The sequence below is a fragment of the Desulfovibrio sp. Huiquan2017 genome (assembly GCF_017351175.1).
Taxonomy (GTDB): Bacteria; Desulfobacterota; Desulfovibrionia; order Desulfovibrionales; family Desulfovibrionaceae; genus Pseudodesulfovibrio.
On the sequence record NZ_JAFMPN010000021.1, the window covers coordinates 12,899 to 32,060 of the forward strand.

Annotated in this window: 16 protein-coding genes; 6 read left to right on the plus strand and 10 right to left on the minus strand. The window is 61.8% G+C overall.

The genetic code is table 11. The annotated features are described in order from the left end of the window. Nucleotides 1-3: 3 nt before the first annotated feature. Nucleotides 4-1,953 carry a cache domain-containing protein gene (locus J0909_RS16560; protein ID WP_207264594.1) on the plus strand — a complete coding sequence of 650 codons (1,950 nt, stop codon included), beginning with the start codon at nt 4-6 and terminating at the stop codon, nt 1,951-1,953. Here the strand turns inward: J0909_RS16560 and J0909_RS16565 are convergent. The 5 genes from J0909_RS16565 to J0909_RS16585 all read right to left on the minus strand — a co-directional run bounded on the left by J0909_RS16565 (nt 1,950) and on the right by J0909_RS16585 (nt 7,937). After that, nucleotides 1,950-3,155, minus strand: coding sequence for a hybrid sensor histidine kinase/response regulator (locus J0909_RS16565; protein ID WP_207264596.1), 1,206 nt, complete (start codon nt 3,153-3,155; stop codon nt 1,950-1,952). The genes J0909_RS16560 and J0909_RS16565 overlap by 4 nt on opposite strands. A gap of 101 nt (nt 3,156-3,256) precedes the next feature. Next, complete coding sequence (locus tag J0909_RS16570; RefSeq protein ID WP_207264598.1) at nt 3,257-4,240, minus strand: ABC transporter permease; 984 nt, start codon at nt 4,238-4,240, stop codon at nt 3,257-3,259. Beyond that, nucleotides 4,241-5,284, minus strand: coding sequence for an ABC transporter permease (locus J0909_RS16575; protein ID WP_207264600.1), 1,044 nt, complete (start codon nt 5,282-5,284; stop codon nt 4,241-4,243). Continuing rightward, the gene (locus J0909_RS16580) at nt 5,281-6,759 is read right to left on the minus strand and encodes an ATP-binding cassette domain-containing protein (protein WP_207264602.1); all 1,479 of its coding nucleotides are present in this window, start codon (nt 6,757-6,759) and stop codon (nt 5,281-5,283) included. Before J0909_RS16580 ends, J0909_RS16575 begins: the two co-directional genes overlap by 4 nt. Nucleotides 6,760-6,761: 2 nt before the next feature. Next, nucleotides 6,762-7,937: a BMP family lipoprotein gene (locus J0909_RS16585; RefSeq protein WP_207264604.1), complete on the minus strand. Its 1,176-nt coding sequence runs from the start codon at nt 7,935-7,937 to the stop codon at nt 6,762-6,764. Between the two features lie 385 nt (nt 7,938-8,322). Here J0909_RS16585 and greA point away from each other — a divergent pair, with 385 nt between their 5' ends. The 5 genes from greA to J0909_RS16610 all read left to right on the plus strand — a co-directional run bounded on the left by greA (nt 8,323) and on the right by J0909_RS16610 (nt 15,781). Then, nucleotides 8,323-8,817, plus strand: coding sequence for a transcription elongation factor GreA (gene greA, locus J0909_RS16590; protein ID WP_207264607.1), 495 nt, complete (start codon nt 8,323-8,325; stop codon nt 8,815-8,817). Between the two features lie 62 nt (nt 8,818-8,879). Further along, the gene (locus J0909_RS16595) at nt 8,880-9,656 is read left to right on the plus strand and encodes a hypothetical protein (RefSeq protein ID WP_207264609.1); all 777 of its coding nucleotides are present in this window, start codon (nt 8,880-8,882) and stop codon (nt 9,654-9,656) included. After that, complete coding sequence (locus J0909_RS16600; RefSeq protein WP_207264611.1) at nt 9,653-10,297, plus strand: RluA family pseudouridine synthase; 645 nt, start codon at nt 9,653-9,655, stop codon at nt 10,295-10,297. The genes J0909_RS16595 and J0909_RS16600 overlap by 4 nt, the downstream gene beginning before the upstream one ends. 408 nt (nt 10,298-10,705) lie before the next feature. Further along, nucleotides 10,706-12,889, plus strand: coding sequence for a glutamine synthetase III family protein (locus tag J0909_RS16605; RefSeq protein ID WP_207264613.1), 2,184 nt, complete (start codon nt 10,706-10,708; stop codon nt 12,887-12,889). Nucleotides 12,890-13,618: 729 nt separating this feature from the next. Next, the gene (locus tag J0909_RS16610) at nt 13,619-15,781 is read left to right on the plus strand and encodes a methyl-accepting chemotaxis protein (protein ID WP_207264615.1); all 2,163 of its coding nucleotides are present in this window, start codon (nt 13,619-13,621) and stop codon (nt 15,779-15,781) included. Nucleotides 15,782-16,010: 229 nt separating this feature from the next. On the opposite strand, the gene J0909_RS16615 is transcribed toward J0909_RS16610, so the two are convergent. Genes J0909_RS16615 through J0909_RS16635 form a run of 5 tightly spaced genes read right to left on the minus strand, consistent with a single transcriptional unit; the run spans nt 16,011 to nt 19,158 of the window. Further along, nucleotides 16,011-16,460: an amphi-Trp domain-containing protein gene (locus tag J0909_RS16615; protein ID WP_207264617.1), complete on the minus strand. Its 450-nt coding sequence runs from the start codon at nt 16,458-16,460 to the stop codon at nt 16,011-16,013. Beyond that, nucleotides 16,457-17,212 (minus strand): ParA family protein, encoded by a 756-nt coding sequence (locus J0909_RS16620; protein ID WP_207264619.1) that lies wholly within the window; start codon nt 17,210-17,212, stop codon nt 16,457-16,459. Before J0909_RS16620 ends, J0909_RS16615 begins: the two co-directional genes overlap by 4 nt. Before the next feature lie 12 nt (nt 17,213-17,224). Then, nucleotides 17,225-17,410 carry a hypothetical protein gene (locus tag J0909_RS16625; protein WP_207264620.1) on the minus strand — a complete coding sequence of 62 codons (186 nt, stop codon included), beginning with the start codon at nt 17,408-17,410 and terminating at the stop codon, nt 17,225-17,227. Between the two features lie 36 nt (nt 17,411-17,446). Beyond that, nucleotides 17,447-17,944 carry an amphi-Trp domain-containing protein gene (locus tag J0909_RS16630; protein WP_207264621.1) on the minus strand — a complete coding sequence of 166 codons (498 nt, stop codon included), beginning with the start codon at nt 17,942-17,944 and terminating at the stop codon, nt 17,447-17,449. Between the two features lie 26 nt (nt 17,945-17,970). Then, complete coding sequence (locus tag J0909_RS16635) at nt 17,971-19,158, minus strand: GAK system CofD-like protein (RefSeq protein ID WP_207264622.1); 1,188 nt, start codon at nt 19,156-19,158, stop codon at nt 17,971-17,973. Between the last annotated feature and the right edge of the window lie 4 nt (nt 19,159-19,162).

Genomic DNA, 19,162 nt, shown 5'->3' on the forward strand with positions numbered 1-19,162 from the left:
GCTGTGTTTCACCTGGCCGACTCGCGAATACGGACCAAGCTCTACGTGGCCTATGCCGGAGCGTTTCTGGTCATTTTCCTGGTGGCCGGCGGCATCATCCACGCCCAGGTCAAGGACATCCTGCGCCGGGACATCGAGAAAGAGCTGACCCGAACCACCGAGGCCCTGCGCACCATGGTCCGTTCCTCGGTGGACATGGCCATCCGCAACTATATGCGGGCCGTGTCCGAGAAGTGCCTGGACGAGGCCCGGTATCTGCAACGTCAGGTCAAACGGGGGCGCCTGAGCGAGGCCCGGGCCAAGGCGCTGGCCCGGGACATCTTCCTGAGCCAGACCATCGGCCAGACCGGCCGGGTCTACTGCCTGGACAGCCAAGGGGTCATGGTCGTGCACCACAAGCACAGCTTGATCGGCGTGGACATGTCCGGCCTGGCCTTCGTGCGTGAGCAGATCCGGCGCAAGCAGGGGTATATGACCTATGACTGGAAGGAACCCCAGGAGAACCACAGTCGCGCCAAGGCTGTGTACATGACCTATTTCGAGCCGTGGGATTGGATCATCTCGGCCGCCTCCTATCGCGAGGAGTTCGTTCAGATGATCAACGTGGAGGACTTTCGCACGCGATTCTTCGAACTGCGTTCAGGCAAGTCCGGTTATCCCTTCGTACTTGATTACGACGGCTACCTGCTCATCCACCCCTATCTGCGCGGGCTCCATTTTCGCGACTACGAGTCGCCTGGATTGCGCAATGTAGCCGAGCGCATCGTTACCGAGCGCAACGGGCATCTGGACTACCTGTGGCGCAATCCGGGGGAGGCCGGATTGAAGAAGAAGGTGGTCTACTTCAAGGATATTCCCGAACTCGGCTGGGTGGTGGCCTCATCCAGCTACTACGAGGATTTCCAGAAGCCGCTCGACGCCATCAGCTACGTCATGCTCACGGCCCTGGCCGTGGCTGTGCTGTTGATGATCCCGGTGTCCTTCGGCATCGGCGCGCTGATCACCCGGCCCCTCGACAAGCTTCAGGAGAATTTCGCCCGGGCGGCGGACGGCGATTTCTCCGTGCGCATGGAGCAGCACTCCCGCGACGAGCTGGGTTTGCTGGCGGGTTACTTCAACGCTTTCATGGAGCGGTTGACCGCCTACCGCAACGACCTGGAAAACGAGATCACCAACCGACGGGAGACCGAGAAGAAGCTCATCGCCATGGACCAGGCCAAGACCATGTTTCTGGCCTCGGCCTCCCATGAGTTGCGCACGCCGTTGACCTCCATCATCGGCTTCCTGCGTCTTATGGAAAAGAATTTCCAGACTCGCTTCATGCCGGTGCTCGGCCCTCTGGATCCGGTGGGTCGCCATGCGCGCACCTTCGAGAAGAATCTGGGCATCGTCCGCCTGGAGGCGAACCGATTGGGCAGACTGGTCAACGATCTCCTGGACCTGAGCAAGATCGAGGCGGGGGACATGGGGTGGCGCGACAGCATCCTATCCGTGGACAGCGTCCTGCGCCGGGCGGGCGCGGCCTCGGCCGCCCTGGCCGAGGAGAAGCCGGGCGTCGAACTGGTGGTCGAGTCCCTGGCCGAGCCCATGGCCATTCTGGCCGACGCGGACAAGATCCACCAGGTGCTCATCAACCTGCTCAGCAATGCCTTCAAGAACACCGATGCGGGAAGCGTGACCCTGTCCGTCGTGAAGACGGAAGGGGACGTGACTTTTTCGGTTTGTGATACGGGCCGGGGCATTTCCGAGGACGAGCGGGAGAAGATATTCGACATCTTCTACCAGGGGCGGGACGCGAACAACCGCTCCACCCGGGTCTTCGGGACCGGGCTCGGACTGTCCATCTGCCGCAGGATCGTGGCCCATTACGGTAGTCGGCTGGAGGTGGATTCCGCGATAGGCAAGGGGAGTTGCTTCCATTTCACCCTTCCCCTCGGGGAGCGGGAGGTTTAGGCAGGCTCTGGCCGCCGGGGGGCGTCCTCCGCCTCGGCGTTCAGGGCGAAGGGCAGGGCCACGAAAAAGGTGCTGCCCTTGCCCAATGTGCTTTCCACCCAGATCTTTCCGTGCAGTTTTTCGATCAGGTACTTGGAGATGGTCAGGCCCACGCCCGGGCCGGAAAGCCGTTTGGTCATGACCTTTTCCCCGATTTCGAAGCTTTGGAAGATGGTTTCCTGGCGGTCGGCCGGGATGCCGACGCCCGTGTCCGTGACCGCGAAGCGGATCATGACCCGGTCCTGGCCCGCTCCGGCGAAGAGCTCGGGGTCGATGCGCACGTCCAGGGTGACCTTGCCCTTTTCTGTGTAACGGAAGGCGTTGAGCAGGATGTTGTGCAGCGCCTGGGTGGTCTCCAATGGCGCGCCGTACACGGTGTCGGGCAGGTCGTCCCCGGGCACGAATTCGAAGTCCACCTTTTTTCGCTCGGCATAGGCCTGGAATACGGCGGCCAGCCGGGACAGGACCTTGGGAAAGTCGAAGAATTTGTAGTCGATCCGCACCGCGTCGGATTCAAGCATGGTCAGGTCCAGGAGTTGGTCGAAGAGTCCGGCCAGTTGGGCGGCCCCTTCGTGGAGCGGACGGATCAGTTCCAGCCGCTCGGGGTCGGTGTCCAGCTCCAGGAGCAGGCTGGACAGCCCCATGATGTGGTTCAGCGGGGTGCGCAATTCGTGGCTGATGTTGGCCAGGAAAGCCGATTTTGCCCGGCTGGACTGGTCCGCCAGTTCCTTGCTCTTTTCGAGCTCCAGGGTCCGCATGCGGACCTTTTCCTCAAGTTCGCGGTTCTGGTTGTAGAGGGCCAGGTGGGTCTTGATGCGGGCTTGGACGATGGCCGGGTTGACCGGTTTGGTGATGTAGTCCACGGCGCCGAGGGCCAGGCCCTTGGCCTCGTCCTCGCTTTGGGACTTGGCGGTGATGAAGATGACCGGGATCTGGCTGGTGCGCTTGTCGCTCTTGAGTCGGCGGCAGACTTCATAGCCGTCCATCTCGGGCATCATGATGTCCAGGAGGATTATATCCGGGAGCGAGTTGGCGACGATGTCCAAGGCCGTGACCCCGTTGAGCGCGACCAGCAGACGATAGTCGTCCTTGAGCACATCCACCAGGAGGTCGATGTTCAGTCGGTTGTCGTCCACGACCAGGACGGTGGGGCGTTCACTCATCTTGCGGCTCCATGGTTGCGAGGGCTCTATTTGGGTTACCGTATTTCGAATTTTGGAGCAAGGGACTCCGAAAGGTAATCCCACAGATGGACGCCTTTGGGTCACAGCCCCTTCTTGGGGTCGAAATCCTGGCCCAGGGCGGCCGGAGCTTCAATGGACCAGCCCTTTGAAAACGTCTTGAGGAAGGGGTGGCGGCGGACGAGGTCCTGAACCCAGCCCATGCGGCCCATATTCACGGCCAGCAGGGTCAGGATCATCATCGGGAAGGGAGCTACCTGGAATACCGGGGCCGGAATGGACGGGAAGATTTCCTGGAGATGGATGCCGGAGACCTGCAAGGCGGCGAAGAAGAACGCGCCGAGCGCGGCGCGTACCGGATGCCAGCCGCCGAAGATGACGATGGCCAGGGCGATCCAGCCCGCGCCTTCGCATCCCTGGGGCCGCCCCCAGCCCGGCTTCACGGCCAGGGAATAGGCACCGCCGGCCAGCCCTACCAGGGCGCCGCCCGCCAGACAGTAGTACAGCCGCACCAGCCGCACCCGGATGCCGCGTCCGAAGGCCGCGCGCGGGGATTCGCCCACTGCGCGCAGGCGCATGCCGCCCTCGGTGCGGTACATCCACCACCAACAGAACGCGACGGCCGCCAGGCTCAGGTAGACCACCGGCGACTGGGAGCCGAAGATCAGGCCGACGAAGGGTGCGCCGGACATGCCGGGAATGGTCCACAGGCCGAGGTCCGGCCCGGGCTGGCGGGAAAAGTTGTGGCCCAGGAAGTAGGCCAGATCGCGCGAGAGCAGGGTCAGGATGAAGCCCACGGCCAGCTGGGACTGGCCCAGGTAGATGCCTATGACGCCGAGCACTCCCGCGATGGCCGCGCCCACGGCCGCGCCCGCGGCCATGCCGAGCCACGGCGAGTTGAAGGTGACCGAACAGGCGAAGGCGGCCATGGCGGCCAGCAGGATGGAGCCGTCCAGGGAGAGATTGATGATCCCGGCCTTCTCGGTCAGGGTTTCGCCCAGGGTGGCCAGCACCAGGGGCGCTCCGGCCATCAGGATGGCCGCGATGGTCAGCGCGAACGTATCCATCTAATCGTTCTCCTTCCGTTGTCTGAGCCACAGCCGCAGGCCCTGGACGATGAACAGGGACAGGACCATGACGCCCTGAATGACGCCGGACAGGGAAGAGTCCAGGCCCAGTTGGAGCGGCAGTTGAATGGAGCCCACGTTGAGGATGGCGAAGAACAGGCAGATGAACGGCACGAGCGGCAGCCGGAACGAGGCCATCATGCCCACCAGCAGGGCGGTGTAGCCGTAGCCCGAAGAGATGTTCGGCAGCAGGCGGTGGTAGACGCTCAGGACCTGGGTGGCCCCGGCCAGACCGGCCAGGCCGCCGCAGAGCATGAAGGCCTGGAGCAGACGGCGGCGCGGCCCCAGAGCGAACAGGGTGGCCGCCTTGGGGTTTTCGCCCACGGCGCGCATCTTGAGCCCCCACCGGGTGCGGTGAAGCAGGATATAGACCAGCAGGATGGCGGCGAAGGCCAGGACCAGCCCCGCCCAACTTACGGAAAGATTGCCGAGCCGGGGCAGCCACAGCGAGATGTCCAGCGGCTTGGTCCCGGACATGGAGGCCACGCCGGGCCGTTTCCACGGTCCGAAGATGAGCCACAGGATCACGCCCATGGCCACGAAGTTGAGCCCCAGGCCGGAAAAGATTTCATGGACCCGGCCGAAGACGCGCAACAGCCCGGAGAGCAGGGCCCACAGTGCGCCGCCCAGGACCGATGCGGCCAGGGCCAGGAGGATGACACCCGCTCCGCCGCCGCCTTCGAAGGGGCGCAGGGCCGCGGTGCAGAAGATGGCCCCCATGATGATCTGGCCTTCGACGCCGATGTTCCAAAGCCGGGCCGTGAACGGGATGAGCAGCCCCACCGAGCACAAGGTCAGGGGAACCCAGCCCGCCAGTACGCGGCCGACCTTGGACCAGGAACTCAGGCCGCCCTTGAAGAGCACGTAGATCGTCTCGAAGGGCGGGGCCCCGGCGGGCAGAGCCACGATCACGGTCAGCACCAGGGCCAGTACCAGCGCCAGGGCGAGCCAGCCTATCTGGGTCAGGAAGGAGTCGCGGTTCATGCCCGTTTCTCCTTGATTTCGTCGTAGCGCTTGCCGGCCATGAGCGCGCCGACAACTTCCATGGAGATGTCCTCGCCTTCGACTATGGCGGCCAGGGTCCGATCGTAGAAAACGATGACCCGGTGGCTGTGTTCAAGCACCTCTTCCAGGTCCGGGGAAAAGAAGATCAACGTGGCCCCGGCCGCGCAACGCCGCTTCAAGTGGTTCCAGACCTGGCGGGCCGAGCCCGCATCCAGGCCGCGCGTGGGGTGCTCCATGAGCAGGAGCTTGGTCTTGTCCGGGATGAGCGAGAGCAGCAGCCGCTGCTGGTTGCCGCCGGACAGCTCCACGGCGTGGGTGTCCGGGTGGGCCTGGAGGTTGAATTTGTCCACGCATTGGGAGCGGTAGAAATCGGTCAGGTCGCCGTCCCGGTCCGGGAAGGCCAGGGTGATGTGCTCCATGAGATTCAGGTCCGGGAACAGGGCCAGGCCCAGCCGATCGGCGGGCACGAATTGGACCCCGGCCTTGCGCAGGGCGCGGAAATCGTTGGCGGCGAAGCGGGTTCCGTCCAGATCGAAGGCGCCGCCGGGCATGCGGTCCAGGCCGCACAGGCCTCGCAGGAACAGTTCCTGGCCCGAGCCGTCGAGCCCGGCCAGGCCGATGCATTCGCCCGGGCGGGCCGTGAAATTCAGTCCGCCCATGGAGTATTTGGGCCCGGCGAAGAGCGCGTCGTGCATGACCAGGCGGGGCGTACCCGTGTCCGGGGGCAGGTCGGGCAGGGGTTCGATCTCGCCGTCGGCCGCTTCGCCGAACATGAGGTGGACCAACTCGTGCTCGTCGTAGGGCGGGTTCAGGGTGGAGACCAGCCGCCCCTGGCGCATGATGAAGATGGAATCGGCCATCTCGAAGGCCTCGGACAGCTTGTGGGTGACCAGGACGATGGTGTGTCCCTCTTCCCGGGCCAGGGTCATGAGCAGGTTGAAGAGGTCTTGCTTTTGTTCCGGCGTGATGCCGGTGGTCGGCTCGTCCAGGATCAGGGTGGTGGCCCCGAGGTCGAGCAGGCGCAGGAGTTCGAGCAACTGGCGTTCGCCCACGGTCAGGCTGGAGACGGGCTCGTCGGGCAGGAAACAGGCGTCCAGGCGAAAGGAGAGCTCGCCGATGATATCGACCACTTCCCGTTTGCTGCGCTTGGGCGCGCCCAACTGGAAATTTTCCCATACGGGCATGGCCGGGAAGTCCAGCGGGTCCTGGTAGAGCATGCCCACGCCCATTTCCCGGGCCAGGGCCGGAGTCAGGTAGGTCATGGTCCGGCCGCCGATGACCAGCTCCCCGGAGGTGGGCCGGGTGTGCCCGGCGAGGATGCGCATGAGCGTGGACTTGCCCGCGCCGTTTTCGCCGACCAGGGCATAGATGCGGCCGGGTTCGAGGGTCAGGCTGATGCCGTCGTTGGCCCGAACCCGGCCGTAGTGCTTATGTATGTCGCGGAGAACGATCATCCCTATTCGGGGGAGGACAGCCCTTCCATGCCCTCAAGCAGTTGCTGCATGTACCAGATCTGCTTGTCGGTGGCCTGTTCCCCGGCCTTCAGGAACGGGGTGCCATCCTGGTAGTTGAGCGGGCCGGTGAAGAGGTTCACCTTGCCGGAGCCGAGCTTGGCGATGAAGGCGTCCAGAGCGGCCTTGACCTCGGGGGTCACGCCCGGGCCGGGCAGGAAGCCCACCGGGGATTTGTCCGAAGCATTGTAGTCGGCCCAGTAGGGGGCGTCCCATTCGAAGCCGGGCTTGTACGTCCCGGCGGCCACGGACTCGGCCAGCTTCAGGAAACCCGGACCCCAGTTGAAGTAGGGCACGCCGAGGCATATGTCGCCCTGGCCTTCGCAGGCCTTCTCGTAGTCGTAGGGCAGGGCCCAGACCTTCTTGCCCGCGTCGGCGCGCTGCTTGGCGACGACCACGTTGTCCGGGGTGTCGATGCCGGAGATGACCACGTCGTAACCGGAGTCATACAGGGAACCGGCCACCTGGGTGGGGTCGGCGGTCACGCCGGGAATATTGAACCAGAAACCGATCCACTTGACGTTGAAAGTCAGGTCCTTGGCGTCCTTGCCGCGTACTTCGGTCCAGGCGTAGCGCGCGCCCAGGTAAGCCGCGGACATGAGGCGGCGGGTCTCCTCGTTGATCAGCGGGCCGACCACACCGATCTTGCCGGTCTGGGTCGTCATGGCCGCCGTGAATCCGGCGAGCATTTTGGAATAGATCATCTTGCTGAACAGGTTGCCCAGGTTGGCCGGGGCGTTGCCGGTCCAGGCGGCGTCGCCGGACACGTGCACGAACATTTTATCGGGGTGCTGGGAGGCGGCTTCGATAATGCCGTCCTTCATGTCGTCGGAACCGGCGATGATCAGGTCCGCGCCCTTTTCGATCAGGTCGTCAACCACCTGCGGGATGGTCAGGCCGGGCCGGTCGGCCGGGTTGACCTTGTCCAGGTAGATCAGCTTGGAGCCGGGCATGTGGGCTTCGACGTACTTGCCGCCCTCGTGCTGGGCCTGGCTGTAGCCCTTGTCGTTGTAAGGTCCGACCAGAATCAGGCCGATGGTTAAGTCTTTGGCGAAGGCCAGCCCTGACATGAGCAGGAGCGCGCTCAGGGCCAGGGCGGACAGCATGGTGATACGTTTCATCCTCTCTCCTCCAGATTCGGTGCCCGCCCGTGACGGTGCGCGGCAGGGTGCTGCGGGCTGTTGTTGTGGCGCGGCCCTGGGTGGGGCCCGCAAAAAAACGGCGGGATCGGTGTATCCGACGCTTCCGCAAAAGTCTATTCTTGGATTAGAAGTCGGGGTTGTGTCAACAGCTTGTTGTCCGGAACCCAAGGCTGTGCCCGGCGCGCGGACTGCCCGGCGCGCGGAGAAATTCCCCGGAGCTTGACCTTCCCCTTCGGATGTCCTATCTGAGGGGCTGTCAGCTGGATTGACAAATATGCAGCCGCGCAGCTTCTTAAAGATTGCCGCGCGGCCTCTGTCTTTTTTACCATCCAACTGTGAATTCATTCTAGTGAGGTTTTTGACCATGGATCGCATTCCCATTTCGAAACAGGGATTTGAAAAGATCTCTCAGGAATTTGAGGACCTCAAGGCACAGCGTCCGGCCATTATCCAGGCCATCGCCGAAGCTCGCGCGGAGGGCGATCTCTCGGAGAACGCCGGGTACGACGCCGCCCGTGAGCGCCAGGGCATGCTGGAAGCTCGCATCTCCTACATCAATTCGCGCATGCCCCTGTTCGACGTCCTGGACCTGAACACCCTGGACGGCGACCAGGCCATTTTCGGCGCCACCGTGGAGGTGGAGGACATCGACACCGAGGAGCGGCGCACCTTCACCCTGCTCGGCCCGGACGACGCGGACCACAAGAAGGGCTCCATCTCCGTGCTTTCCCCCATGGGCCTGGCCCTGCTGGGCAAGGAGGAGGGTGATGAGTTCATTGTCGATGCCCCTCGGGGCCGCATCGAATACGAAATCATTTCCGTTAAGTTCCTCGGCACCGCCGGGTTGAACCTCAAATAGCGTTCCGGCGCAATCATCGACCAACTCCGCCCCGTCGTCTTCCGGCGACGGGGCGTTTTATCATGCAGCCCATACCGATCCGTCTTGTCGGGGAGTTCGACCCCGCCGTCGCCTGCCGGGGCGGGTGCGCCCGGTGCGGCCGGGAGCATTCCCTGCCTCTCGGCCCGGCCCGCGAACCGGCTCTCGCCCTGTTTAAACGGATGACGCGGGAGAAGCGCATCGACTTCGACGCGCCCGAACCCGACCCCAGGTTCTCCACGGATTATCTGTTTGGCGAGGCCGGGGGGCAGATGTTCGGCGTGCTCGCGGCCCGCGACCGGACCGGCGCGACCTGCCTGCTCAAGGCGTTTTCCGGCCAGTACAATTCGGTCTGGGACGTGGACGGTTGGGTCCCGCCGCTCATCGACACGGACCGCTTCCGGCGCGAGACCTTCGAGCCCGAACGGCGGATCAAGGCCATGGGCCGGGAGATCGCCGGGATGCCCCACGGTTCGCCCGGCCGCGATCATCTCGTCCGCGAGCGCCGCAAGGCGTCCGCTACTCTGATGCAGACAATCCACGCCATGTACCGGTTACCCAATTTCCGGGGTGAGACCGTGCCCCTGCCCCTGGCCGTGCACCCCGAGGGCAACCCGCCCACGGGCACGGGCGACTGTTGCGCGCCCAAGCTTCTCGGCTGGGCCGCGACCCACGGCTTGACCCCGCTCGGCCTGGCCGAATTTTACTTCGGCCGGACCAACCGTTCGGGCTCGAAGGAGCACGGCCGGCTCTACCCGTCCTGCCTGGACAAATGCGGCCGCATCCTCGGCTTCATGCTCTGCGGCCTGGAGGGCGCATGACCCCGTCCGGCGACCTGAAAATCCTCTTCTCTGACGTGGCCATCGTGGTCGTGGACAAGCCGTCCGGCCTGCTGTCCGTGCCCGGCAAGGGCGAGGCCAACCAGGATTGCGTGGTCGCCCGGGTCAAGGCGGGCCACCCCGGCTGCATCGAGCAACCCTCGGTCCATCGGCTGGACCAGGACACCTCCGGCCTGCTGGTCCTGGCCCTGACCGCCGAAGCCCACCGCGACCTGTCCGGGCAGTTCATGGAACGGCTGGTGGGCAAACGGTACATCGCCCTTATAGATGGGGTGGTCGAAGGGCAAGGCGGGATCATCGAACTGAAGTTCCGCCTGGACCCGGACAACCGTCCGTACCAGGTCTTCGACCCGGTCAACGGCAAACGCGGCGTGACCCGCTGGCGCAAGCTCGGCGTGGAGAACGGCCGCACTCGGGTGGAATTCATGCCGCACACGGGCCGGACCCATCAGCTCCGTCTGCATTCGGCCCACGAGAAAGGGCTCGGCTTCCCCATCGTCGGAGACCGCCTTTACGGCACCGGCACCGGGCCGGGCCAGCTCAAGCTTCACGCTTCGTTGCTGCGTTTTCGCCACCCCGTGACCCGCGCACCCATGGAATTCATCTCTCCGGCCCCGTTCTGAGGGCTGTGCGACCGGTATCGAATCGGAGGGCGCGAAGTTCCATTTTTGTGTTTTTTCTCCAAACCGGGGCACCGGACCGGGCGATCCCTCCGAAAGCCCTCGGGTTACGGAATTTTTTCCTTTGCATTTCCGTCAATGGCTTTGCGAACGAAATAACACGGTTGTGGAAGAAAGTGATTTTCTTTGCAAAAATGTCATCGCAAAAGGACTGAAAACCGGTGTTAAACTACATTTTCGTAGTAAAATGCGGTTTTTCCAAAACGGCTTTCCTCGTATCTGTCTGGATATGCGGTCTTTTCGTTGTTTGGCATGCAACTTGGTAAGTAGAATCCCAGATAACAAGGGTCAGGCGCCCTTTGGCCCGGCCGGACGCCGGAAAACCCATATTTATGCCTGAAGGAGAATTACATGAGCGGATACGAGACTCGTCAGAACGCAATCAATGCGGTGACCAACTACAAACCCAGCATCGAGCCCCTGAATTTTGCGGAGACTTCTCCGGCTGAGATCTTCGGTTCCAACGTCTTCAACGAAAAAGTCATGAAGGCCATGTTGCCCAAGGAAGTCTACAAATCCTTGATGAAGACCAAGATGACCGGCGAGAAGCTGGATCCCTCCGTGGCCGGCCCGGTGGCCGCCGCCATGAAGGAATGGGCCATGTCCAAAGGCGCGACCCATTACACCCACGTCTTCTATCCCCTGACCGGGCTGACCGCCGAGAAGCATGACGGTTTCCTGAACCCCGACGGCGAGGGCGGTGCCATTGCCGAGTTCGAGGGCAAGCTCCTGATCCAGGGCGAGCCCGACGCCTCCTCCTTCCCGTCCGGCGGCCTGCGCGCCACCTTCGAAGCCCGGGGCTACACCGCCTGGGACATGACCAATCCGGCCTACATCCTTGAGAATCCCAACGGAACCTTCCTGTGCATCCCCACCGCCTTCGTCTCCTGGAAAGGCCATGCCCTGGACAAGAAGACCCCGCTGCTGCGCGCCAACCAAGCCTTGAGCAAGGCCGGTCGCCGCTTCCTCAAGCTGTTCGGCTCCGAGGACGGCTCCCTGGTCGTGTCCAATGCCGGTCCCGAGCAGGAATACTTCCTGGTGGACCGCAACTTCTTCTTCGCCCGTCCCGACCTGATGGTCTGCGGCCGGACCCTGTTCGGCGCCAAGCCCTCCAAGGGCCAGGAACTGGACGACCACTATTTCGGCGCCATTCCGCGCCGCGTGCTCTCCTTCATGATGGAGGTCGAGCGTGAGCTGTACAAGCTGGGCGTGCCGGTCAAGACCCGCCACAACGAAGTGGCGCCCGGCCAGTTCGAGATCGCTCCGGTCTACGAGCAGTCCAACCTGGCCACCGATCACAACCAGATGATCATGACCACCCTCAAATCCGTGGCCAAAAAACACGGCATGGCCTGCCTGCTGCACGAGAAGCCGTTCGCGGGCATCAACGGCTCGGGCAAGCACCTGAACTACTCCATTTCCACCGCCTCCCAGGGCTCCCTGTACTCTCCGGGCAACACCCCGCACAAGAACATGCAGTTCCTGGCGGTCACCGCGGCCACCATTCGCGCCGTGGAGAAATACGCCAAGCTGCTCCGCGCCGTCGTCGCCTCCGCCGGCAACGACCATCGCCTGGGCGCCAACGAAGCGCCTCCGGCCATCATCTCCATCTTCCTGGGCGAGGAACTGGCCGAGATCTTCAACCAGATCGAGCTGGGCGACCTCAAGGGCTGCAAGGCCAAGGGCTGCCTCGAACTGGGCGTGGACAGCCTGCCCCCGCTGCCGCTGGATTCCGGCGACCGCAACCGTACTTCCCCGTTCGCCTTCACCGGCAACCGCTTCGAGTTCCGCGCGGTCGGTTCCAATCAGTCCATCGCCGGAGCCCAGGTGGCCCTGAACACCATCATGGCCGATTCCCTGGACTTCATCACCGACGAGATCACCAAGATCACCGGCGGCAAGAAGGCCGGTCTCAAGGAAGCCTGCCAGAAGGTCATCCAGGGCATCATGAAGGAACACGGCCATGTGATCTTCAACGGCGACGGTTATGCCGATGCGTGGCAGAAGGAAGCCGCCAAGCGCGGTCTGCCCAACCTGAAGACCACGCCGGACGCCCTGCCCGCCATCATCGAAAAGGACGTGGTCGAGGTCTTCGAGAAATACCATGTTCTGTCCAAGGACGAACTGCACTCCCGTTATGAAATCTACCACGAACAGTACTGCCAGCACATCGTCACCGAATCCCTGCTGACCGTGAAGGTCGCCAAGACCATCATCCTGCCCGCGGCCATCCGCTACCAGGGCGAATTGGCCCAGGTCGCCGCGTCCATCAAGGCCGTCGGCATCGAGCCCCGGACCCTCCTGCTTCAGGAAGTTACCGACAAGCTGCGTGACCTTCAGCAGAACGTCGTGACCCTGGAAAAGATCATCGCCAAGGACGACTTCAAGTCCGTTGAGGAAGACGCCCAGTACAAGGTGGCCAAGACCCTGCCCGCCATGCTCGCCGTTCGCGAGGTCGTGGACAGCCTGGAAGGCATCGTCGCCGACGACCTCTGGCCGCTGCCCAGCTACCAGGAAATGCTGTTCATTAAGTAACGCGCGTTCAAGCACACAAAAAAAAGGGGCCCCGATTGCGGGGCCCCTTTTTTTTGTGTGCTTGAACGCGGCGCGGCTTCCGAGAGCGGGCCGTCCGCACATTTTTTCCGGGGGGCTTTCATCCTCACGTAGAAGGCTACGCTGCGGTGAAAGCCCCCCGAAAGAAAATGCACAGCCGACCCACTCTCGAAAGCCTGCCTCCGTGCGGGCTCGAGGGAGAGAGCCGCTGTTTGGGGCGTTGCCCCAAAGGCGCTCCATGGGGCGAACCCTGCTGTCTTGGGCGTGGCCTCAAAGGCTCATGCGGGGGAGTCGTTGCCGGAGGGGGATGCGTGGCGTCCGGTTCCCGCTTGATGGCGGGGCCTTTTTCAGGTTCATCCGGCTAAAGCGTACTTGGCTTCGCACAGGAATGACCAGCCATGCAGGTTTGAAGCCGATGGGCACAGTCCTGAACCCCTCGCTTCGCAAAGCCGTGTCGATGATGTTTCTGGAACAGCAGCAAGGACAACGGATCAGGGCGTCTTTGGGGTGCACTTTCAAGATGATAGTACCCGTTGCAAAATACTGTCGAACATAGTCGAAGCCTCGCAGGCCGGACGGGTAATAGATGAAACTTATGGACATGGCTGATATTTCTTTCAATTGTTATTAGCAGTAAGGTACTGAGAAAATAATAATGACAAAAATGTTTAAGCAAGCTATTGTATTTTGAAAAAAGAGAGGAGACAGGGAATGCTCGACAATTTAACTTTGAAAACAAAACTCTTGTCAGGATTTGGACTTGTTTTAGTGCAGATACTCGCTATTGCTGGTCTCTATCAGTTTACCCTGTCTTCGTCTGCTAGAGGCTATAACCACTTGCTCAAAGAAGAAGTGGCCATCATGTCTCACGCTGAGACCGCTGAAAGGTATATGCTTCAATGCCGACGCAATGAAAAAGATTTCCTCTTGAGGAAGGACCTGAAATACAAAGAAGAGTTTGAAGCAAGCATTGCTGCTGTTGAAGAGCATGCCGATGCCATCGTGTCTTTGGCTCAAACGATAGCCAATGATGAGCTTGCTAACCTGGCCCAGTCTATCGAGAAGTCGGCAGCGACTTATGAGAATGCCTTTTTTGAACTTGTCGCCGCTTGGGAGCGGCGTGGCTTGGATCATGAATCCGGGCTGCAGGGTACCTTCCGTAAGGTTGTCCACGACGCGGAAGCCTCATTCGCAAAGCATGAGGTTCAGGACTTATACCTCGACCTTCTGCTTATGCGCCGATGGGAAATGGGCTACCACCGGACCCAGTCCGGCAATTATCTGAGAGACATGCGAACCACCATGGAGTCTTTCCAGGCCAGCCTCGATTCCCGAGAAGAGAAAACCGAACAATTGGAACAGGCGGCACGCGCCTTTTCCGAATACAAACAGCATTTCAATGCGTTTGTTTCAAGCGGTTCGGCAGCCGAATACGAAGCAACCCGTTCTGCAGCCGCAACTATAGAGGAAAGACTTAACGCGTTGTATGTCCCGGACGTCAAGGGACTTCTCCTGATGGTCAGGCGCGGAGAAAAGGATTATCTGCTCCGCGGCAGCGAAGAATATGTCAAAAAGACTCACGCGAGTGTGGGCAAACTGGTAGACGCTTTCAAGAATTCCGATGCATCGCCCGAATTCATTGAGGAGGCCGTGAAGACCGGAAGTGCTTATAAAACAGCCTTCGATGCTTTGGTGGCGGAAGACGCCACTATTACAACTCTCATTGCATCCATGCAAGAGGCGGTTCATGCCATTGAGCCCGTGGTGGAAAAAATCGCAACTGATGCGAAGGAGATGGCATATGCACATGCTCAAGAGGTTTCCGATCAAGCCGATTATTTGGGCCTGACTGCAATCGTTTTAGCGCTGTGTGCCGTTGCTTTCGGCATTCTGGTGGCAATCGTCATCATACGCGGCATCCTGAAACAATTAGGAACAGATCCGATAAAACTTGTCGAAATTACACAGGCGCTTGCTAACGGAAAACTTGGAATTAGTTTTTCCGGAAGATATGATACCGGTTCGGTTTATGGAGCCATGCGAGCCATGGTAGAGAAGCTTACCGAGGTCATGCGAACGGTGTCTGCGGGGGCGGGAAACGTTGCCTCCGGGGCCGAAGAATTGTCGGCTACGGCGGAAACCGTATCGTCTGGCGCTAATCAGCAAGCCGCTGGAGTGGAAGAGGTATCTTCCAGTATCGAAGAGATTACGGCCTCAGTTCAACAGAATTCGGAACATGCGGCCACTACTGAAAGAATGTCTGAACAAGCAAGCAAGGATGCTGAAGAAGGTGGAAAGGCTGTTTCCGAAACAGTTTTGGCAATGCGCGATATTGCCGAAAAAATATCCATAATCGAAGAGATAGCCCGTCAAACAAACCTGTTGGCATTGAACGCAGCCATTGAGGCTGCGCGGGCAGGAGAACAGGGCAAAGGCTTTGCCGTTGTCGCGGCCGAAGTAAGAAAACTGGCCGAGCGCTCCGGGGCAGCTGCCGCAGAAATCAGTGAACTCTCAACAAATTCTGTAGCTGTGGCCGAACGAGCTGGGAGCATGCTTGATAAGATGGTGCCCGACATCAAAAAGACCTCTGAACTTATTCAGGAGATCAGTGCGGCCAGCCGCGAACAGGCCGAGGGCGTTGTTCAAATCAATTCTGGCATCCAAAATCTGGACTCCACGATCCAAAAAAATGCTTCAGCTTCTGAAGAATTGGCATCAACAGCAGAGGAATTGTCCGGCCAAGCGCAACAACTTCAATCTGCCATCAGTTTTTTTGATATTGCGGGCCGTGAGGGAGTTGTAAGGCATACAGTTGTTTCTTCCCCACCTCTTCCGCTTGCGAGTGGATCAGAGGAAGAATTTGCCCGTTATTGAACAAAAGCGGTAAAATAAATCACATGTAAAGGCAGCCGTAAGAAACTGGCTGCCTTTCATTTTGTCAAAAGTACGCTTTAGCCGGATGAACCCCTATCTCTGGGGCTACCGCTTTCGCGAAGCGGCGCTAAAAAGTTGGGAAAATGAGGCGATGAGAGTCCGGGGGAAGGAAGGGCAAGAACCCCTTTCAAAGTTTTTCCCCTTCCCCCGGACTCCGGAGGTGAAACGGCTATTCGCCGGATATCTTGAGCGCTTCGGGCCGGGAGCCGTCGTCAAGCCATTCGAGTTCGATCTCGCATTTGGTCTTGTCCTTTTTGCGGGCGAGCTTGAGCTCCACCTGCATGGTGTCGGACACGCGGAGAACCAGGGCGCCGTCCTCGCCTTCGGCGCGGATGACCCCGGATTCCAGGGAGTCGGCCAGGTCCTTGAGGTAGGCTATCACTTGGGAGGTATCCATGGTCTGCTTGATCTTGAGTTTGTCTTTGCTCATCGTTTTCTCCTCATTGCCGGTCCCGGCGGGTTGGAACAGGGTGCGGCGCGTGGCTGCCTTGGCGGCGCAGGCCGGGGGCGCGGGTTGCGTGGTTGCGGCGGACGCCCGGTCCGGCATGGCGGTTGCGGCCGGGGCCGCGTCGGGGGTGACCCAGTTCAGGGGGTTGGACCCGAGTCTCTCGTCGCTCATGGAGCACCTCTGCGGAGCAGCTCCAGGGCCAGGTTCCGGTAGTCGGCGGCCCCATGGCTGCGGGGTTTGTAGGTGAAGATATCCTGGCCGAAACTGGGGGCCTCGGCCAGGGAGATGTTGTCGCGTATGGTCGTTTCCAGCAGGGCGTCGCCGAAGTAATCCCGGATCTTGCGCCGGATTTCCCGGTTGAGCTTTCGGGTTCGCTGGTAGCGGGTCATGAGGATGCCGGCCAGGGCCAGGTCGGGATTCCAGCCCTCGCGGATGACCCTGACCGTCTCCATGAGCTTGCCCAGGGATTGCAAGGCCAGGAATTCCGGCTGTACCGGCACGAGCAGTTCGCCCGCCGCGACCATGGCGTTCAGGGTCAGCATACCGAGGTTGGGCGGGCAGTCGATGACGGCGAAGTCGTGTCCGGCGGCCCGGCCGAGCACGTCGCGCAACCGGGTTTCGCGGTTTTCGGCCGAGGCCAGGTCCACTTCGGTCCCGGCCAGGGCCACGGAGGCGGGCACCACATGCAGTGGGCCGACCTCCATGGTAACGGCATCCAGGGGGCATTCGCGCATCAAGGCCGCGCCCATGGTTCGGGGCAGTTCGTGGGCCATGATGCCCAGGGAATAGGTCAGGTGGGCCTGGGGGTCGAGGTCCAGCAGCAGGACGTTTTGGTCCTGTCGGGCCAGGGCGGCCCCCAGGTTTACGGCGGTGGACGTCTTGCCCACGCCTCCCTTCTGGTTCAGTACGGCGATGATGCGCATGGCCCCGCCGGTCTAGTGCGTGGTCTGCAGGGTGATCTTCTTGATGACGTACTCCCGGCCGTAGCGGCAGGACAGGGAATTGATCCGCTCAAGGATCTTGTCCCGCTCCTCCTCGACCAGGTCGGGGGTTTCCTCTGCGATGCCGAACAAATCGGCCACCTCATTCCAGTCAAAGCCTTGCTTTTGGGATTCGGTCATTGGATTTCTCCGCAATGGGCATGCTTGTCCAGTTGGTTATTCGTTTCCGGCGGGTTTTGCCGGACGCTTTTTGGGCGTGCTTTTTTTCGTTGCGCCTTTGGGGACGTGCTTTTTCGGCGCGGGTTTTCCGGCCTCGGACTTGGCTTCGGTCCTGGCCGGGGGCTTGGCCTCCTCGGACTTGGCCGGGGCCATGGCGGGCGTCTTGGTGGCGGGGGGCTCGGCTTCGGGCTTCAGGGCCGGTGCACCGCCTTCGGGCCGGATCGCCGGGGCGGGCGTGGCTTCGGCGTCGCCGATTTTGAGTTCGGCTCCCGCGGCTTCGGTCCAGCTCAACTCGAAGGCGATCTTCTGTTTGTCGCTCTTGGCCTTGGCCTCCACCTTGATGGACACCTGGGCCGAAGGCTTCATGACCACGCGCTCCTCGCCGCTCTCCACCACGATGGTGCCGGACTTGAAGCTTTTGGCCAGGTCCTCGATGTAGGACACGGCGTCTTGATATTCCAGGACCTTCTTGACGCTGATCTTTTGCTTTTCCACGTTCACAACCTCCTTTCGGTTGGCCGTCAGCAAAGCGACAGCAAAAATTCGCTCAGGACCCGTCCGTCGATGTACGGGGCGCTTTGCGCCGTGACGAGTGGTCCGTCCATCACCGTGAATTCGCGCTCCTCAAGGCGTTTCTTGTCGATGCCGCCGGGGTATCGGCCGTGTTTCGAATCCACCAGGACGTAGCCCAGGACCTCGCCGCCCGCATCGGTCCCGGCGTCGGCCCGCAGGCGGCGGCAGAGCGCGTCCGCCCGGTCGGCCACGGACATGCCGGGCGTCTCGGGATCGACGCCCGTGGACGGGACGAAGACTTTGGGGCAGGTGTTGGCGGCCACGGCCCGGCCCACGCCGTCGGCCAGCAGGTTGGCCATCACGCTGGAATAGAAGCTGCCCGGCGGGTAGCAGATCAGGTCCGCCTTGCCGATCCACTCCCGGACCTTGTTGCGGATGGGGGCGCGGACCGGATCCCGGGCCTCCAGGGAGGAAGTCAGCCAGATGTCCTCCACGGGCGAGGCGAGCGGGGCGGATTCCTTGCCGGTGATCAGGTGCTGGCCCACGACGGTCCGGCCGTCGCGCAGTCGCACGGCCAGGTGCAGGTCCTTGTTCACGGTCGGGCGGACCACGCCGCAGACCTGGACCAGCTTGGAGAAGAGATAGATGACCGGGTCGAGTTGGCGGCGGTTGGACAGGTACCCGGCGGTCAGGACCAGGTTGCCGACGGACGCGCCCCGGAGGTCGAAGGCCTCGGGCATGCGCTCCATGAATTCGTAAAAATGATTGCGGATGAGTTTGCGCATGGGGTCCGGGATGCGCCGGACCAGGGGATGCACTCCGGCGGCCATGGCGTCCAGCTCGCCGCGCAGGGCGTCGCGTTCCGCGTCTTTGGGCAGTCGATGGGTGAAGAGATTGTAGATTTCGGGGTTGCCCTTCACGGACTGGTCGGCCAGGGCCATGAGCCGGTTGCGGATGTCGCCCACGGCGGGCATGGCGAAGGCCTTGCGGATGATCGCCGAACTGCCGCCCGAGTCGAAGGGGGTGATCAGATGGATGGAGTTGTGGGTATAGCGGATGAGTTCCCGGGAGGTGTCGCGCAAGGCCGTGCCGCCGCTGAAAAAGAGCACGGACGGACCGAGCTCGGGGGCCCGCCTGAACTGCTCAAGCTTGCGGGGGTCGGGGATGGTGACGTCCCTGGTGACTCGAATGCGCATCGTC

Bases quoted from the DNA above. Each gene is read 5' to 3' on its own strand.
- J0909_RS16615 (WP_207264617.1), bottom strand. From the start codon at position 16,460: ATGAGCGACGAGAGACTCGGGTCCAACCCCCTGAACTGGGTCACCCCC.
- J0909_RS16610 (WP_207264615.1), top strand. From the start codon at position 13,619: ATGCTCGACAATTTAACTTTGAAAACAAAACTCTTGTCAGGATTTGGA.
- J0909_RS16595 (WP_207264609.1), top strand. From the start codon at position 8,880: ATGCAGCCCATACCGATCCGTCTTGTCGGGGAGTTCGACCCCGCCGTC.
- J0909_RS16600 (WP_207264611.1), top strand. From the start codon at position 9,653: ATGACCCCGTCCGGCGACCTGAAAATCCTCTTCTCTGACGTGGCCATC.
- J0909_RS16620 (WP_207264619.1), bottom strand. From the start codon at position 17,212: ATGCGCATCATCGCCGTACTGAACCAGAAGGGAGGCGTGGGCAAGACG.
- J0909_RS16570 (WP_207264598.1), bottom strand. From the start codon at position 4,240: ATGGATACGTTCGCGCTGACCATCGCGGCCATCCTGATGGCCGGAGCG.
- J0909_RS16605 (WP_207264613.1), top strand. From the start codon at position 10,706: ATGAGCGGATACGAGACTCGTCAGAACGCAATCAATGCGGTGACCAAC.
- J0909_RS16575 (WP_207264600.1), bottom strand. From the start codon at position 5,284: ATGAACCGCGACTCCTTCCTGACCCAGATAGGCTGGCTCGCCCTGGCG.
- J0909_RS16585 (WP_207264604.1), bottom strand. From the start codon at position 7,937: ATGAAACGTATCACCATGCTGTCCGCCCTGGCCCTGAGCGCGCTCCTG.
- J0909_RS16635 (WP_207264622.1), bottom strand. From the start codon at position 19,158: ATGCGCATTCGAGTCACCAGGGACGTCACCATCCCCGACCCCCGCAAG.
- J0909_RS16625 (WP_207264620.1), bottom strand. From the start codon at position 17,410: ATGACCGAATCCCAAAAGCAAGGCTTTGACTGGAATGAGGTGGCCGAT.
- J0909_RS16565 (WP_207264596.1), bottom strand. From the start codon at position 3,155: ATGAGTGAACGCCCCACCGTCCTGGTCGTGGACGACAACCGACTGAAC.
- J0909_RS16580 (WP_207264602.1), bottom strand. From the start codon at position 6,759: ATGATCGTTCTCCGCGACATACATAAGCACTACGGCCGGGTTCGGGCC.
- greA (WP_207264607.1), top strand. From the start codon at position 8,323: ATGGATCGCATTCCCATTTCGAAACAGGGATTTGAAAAGATCTCTCAG.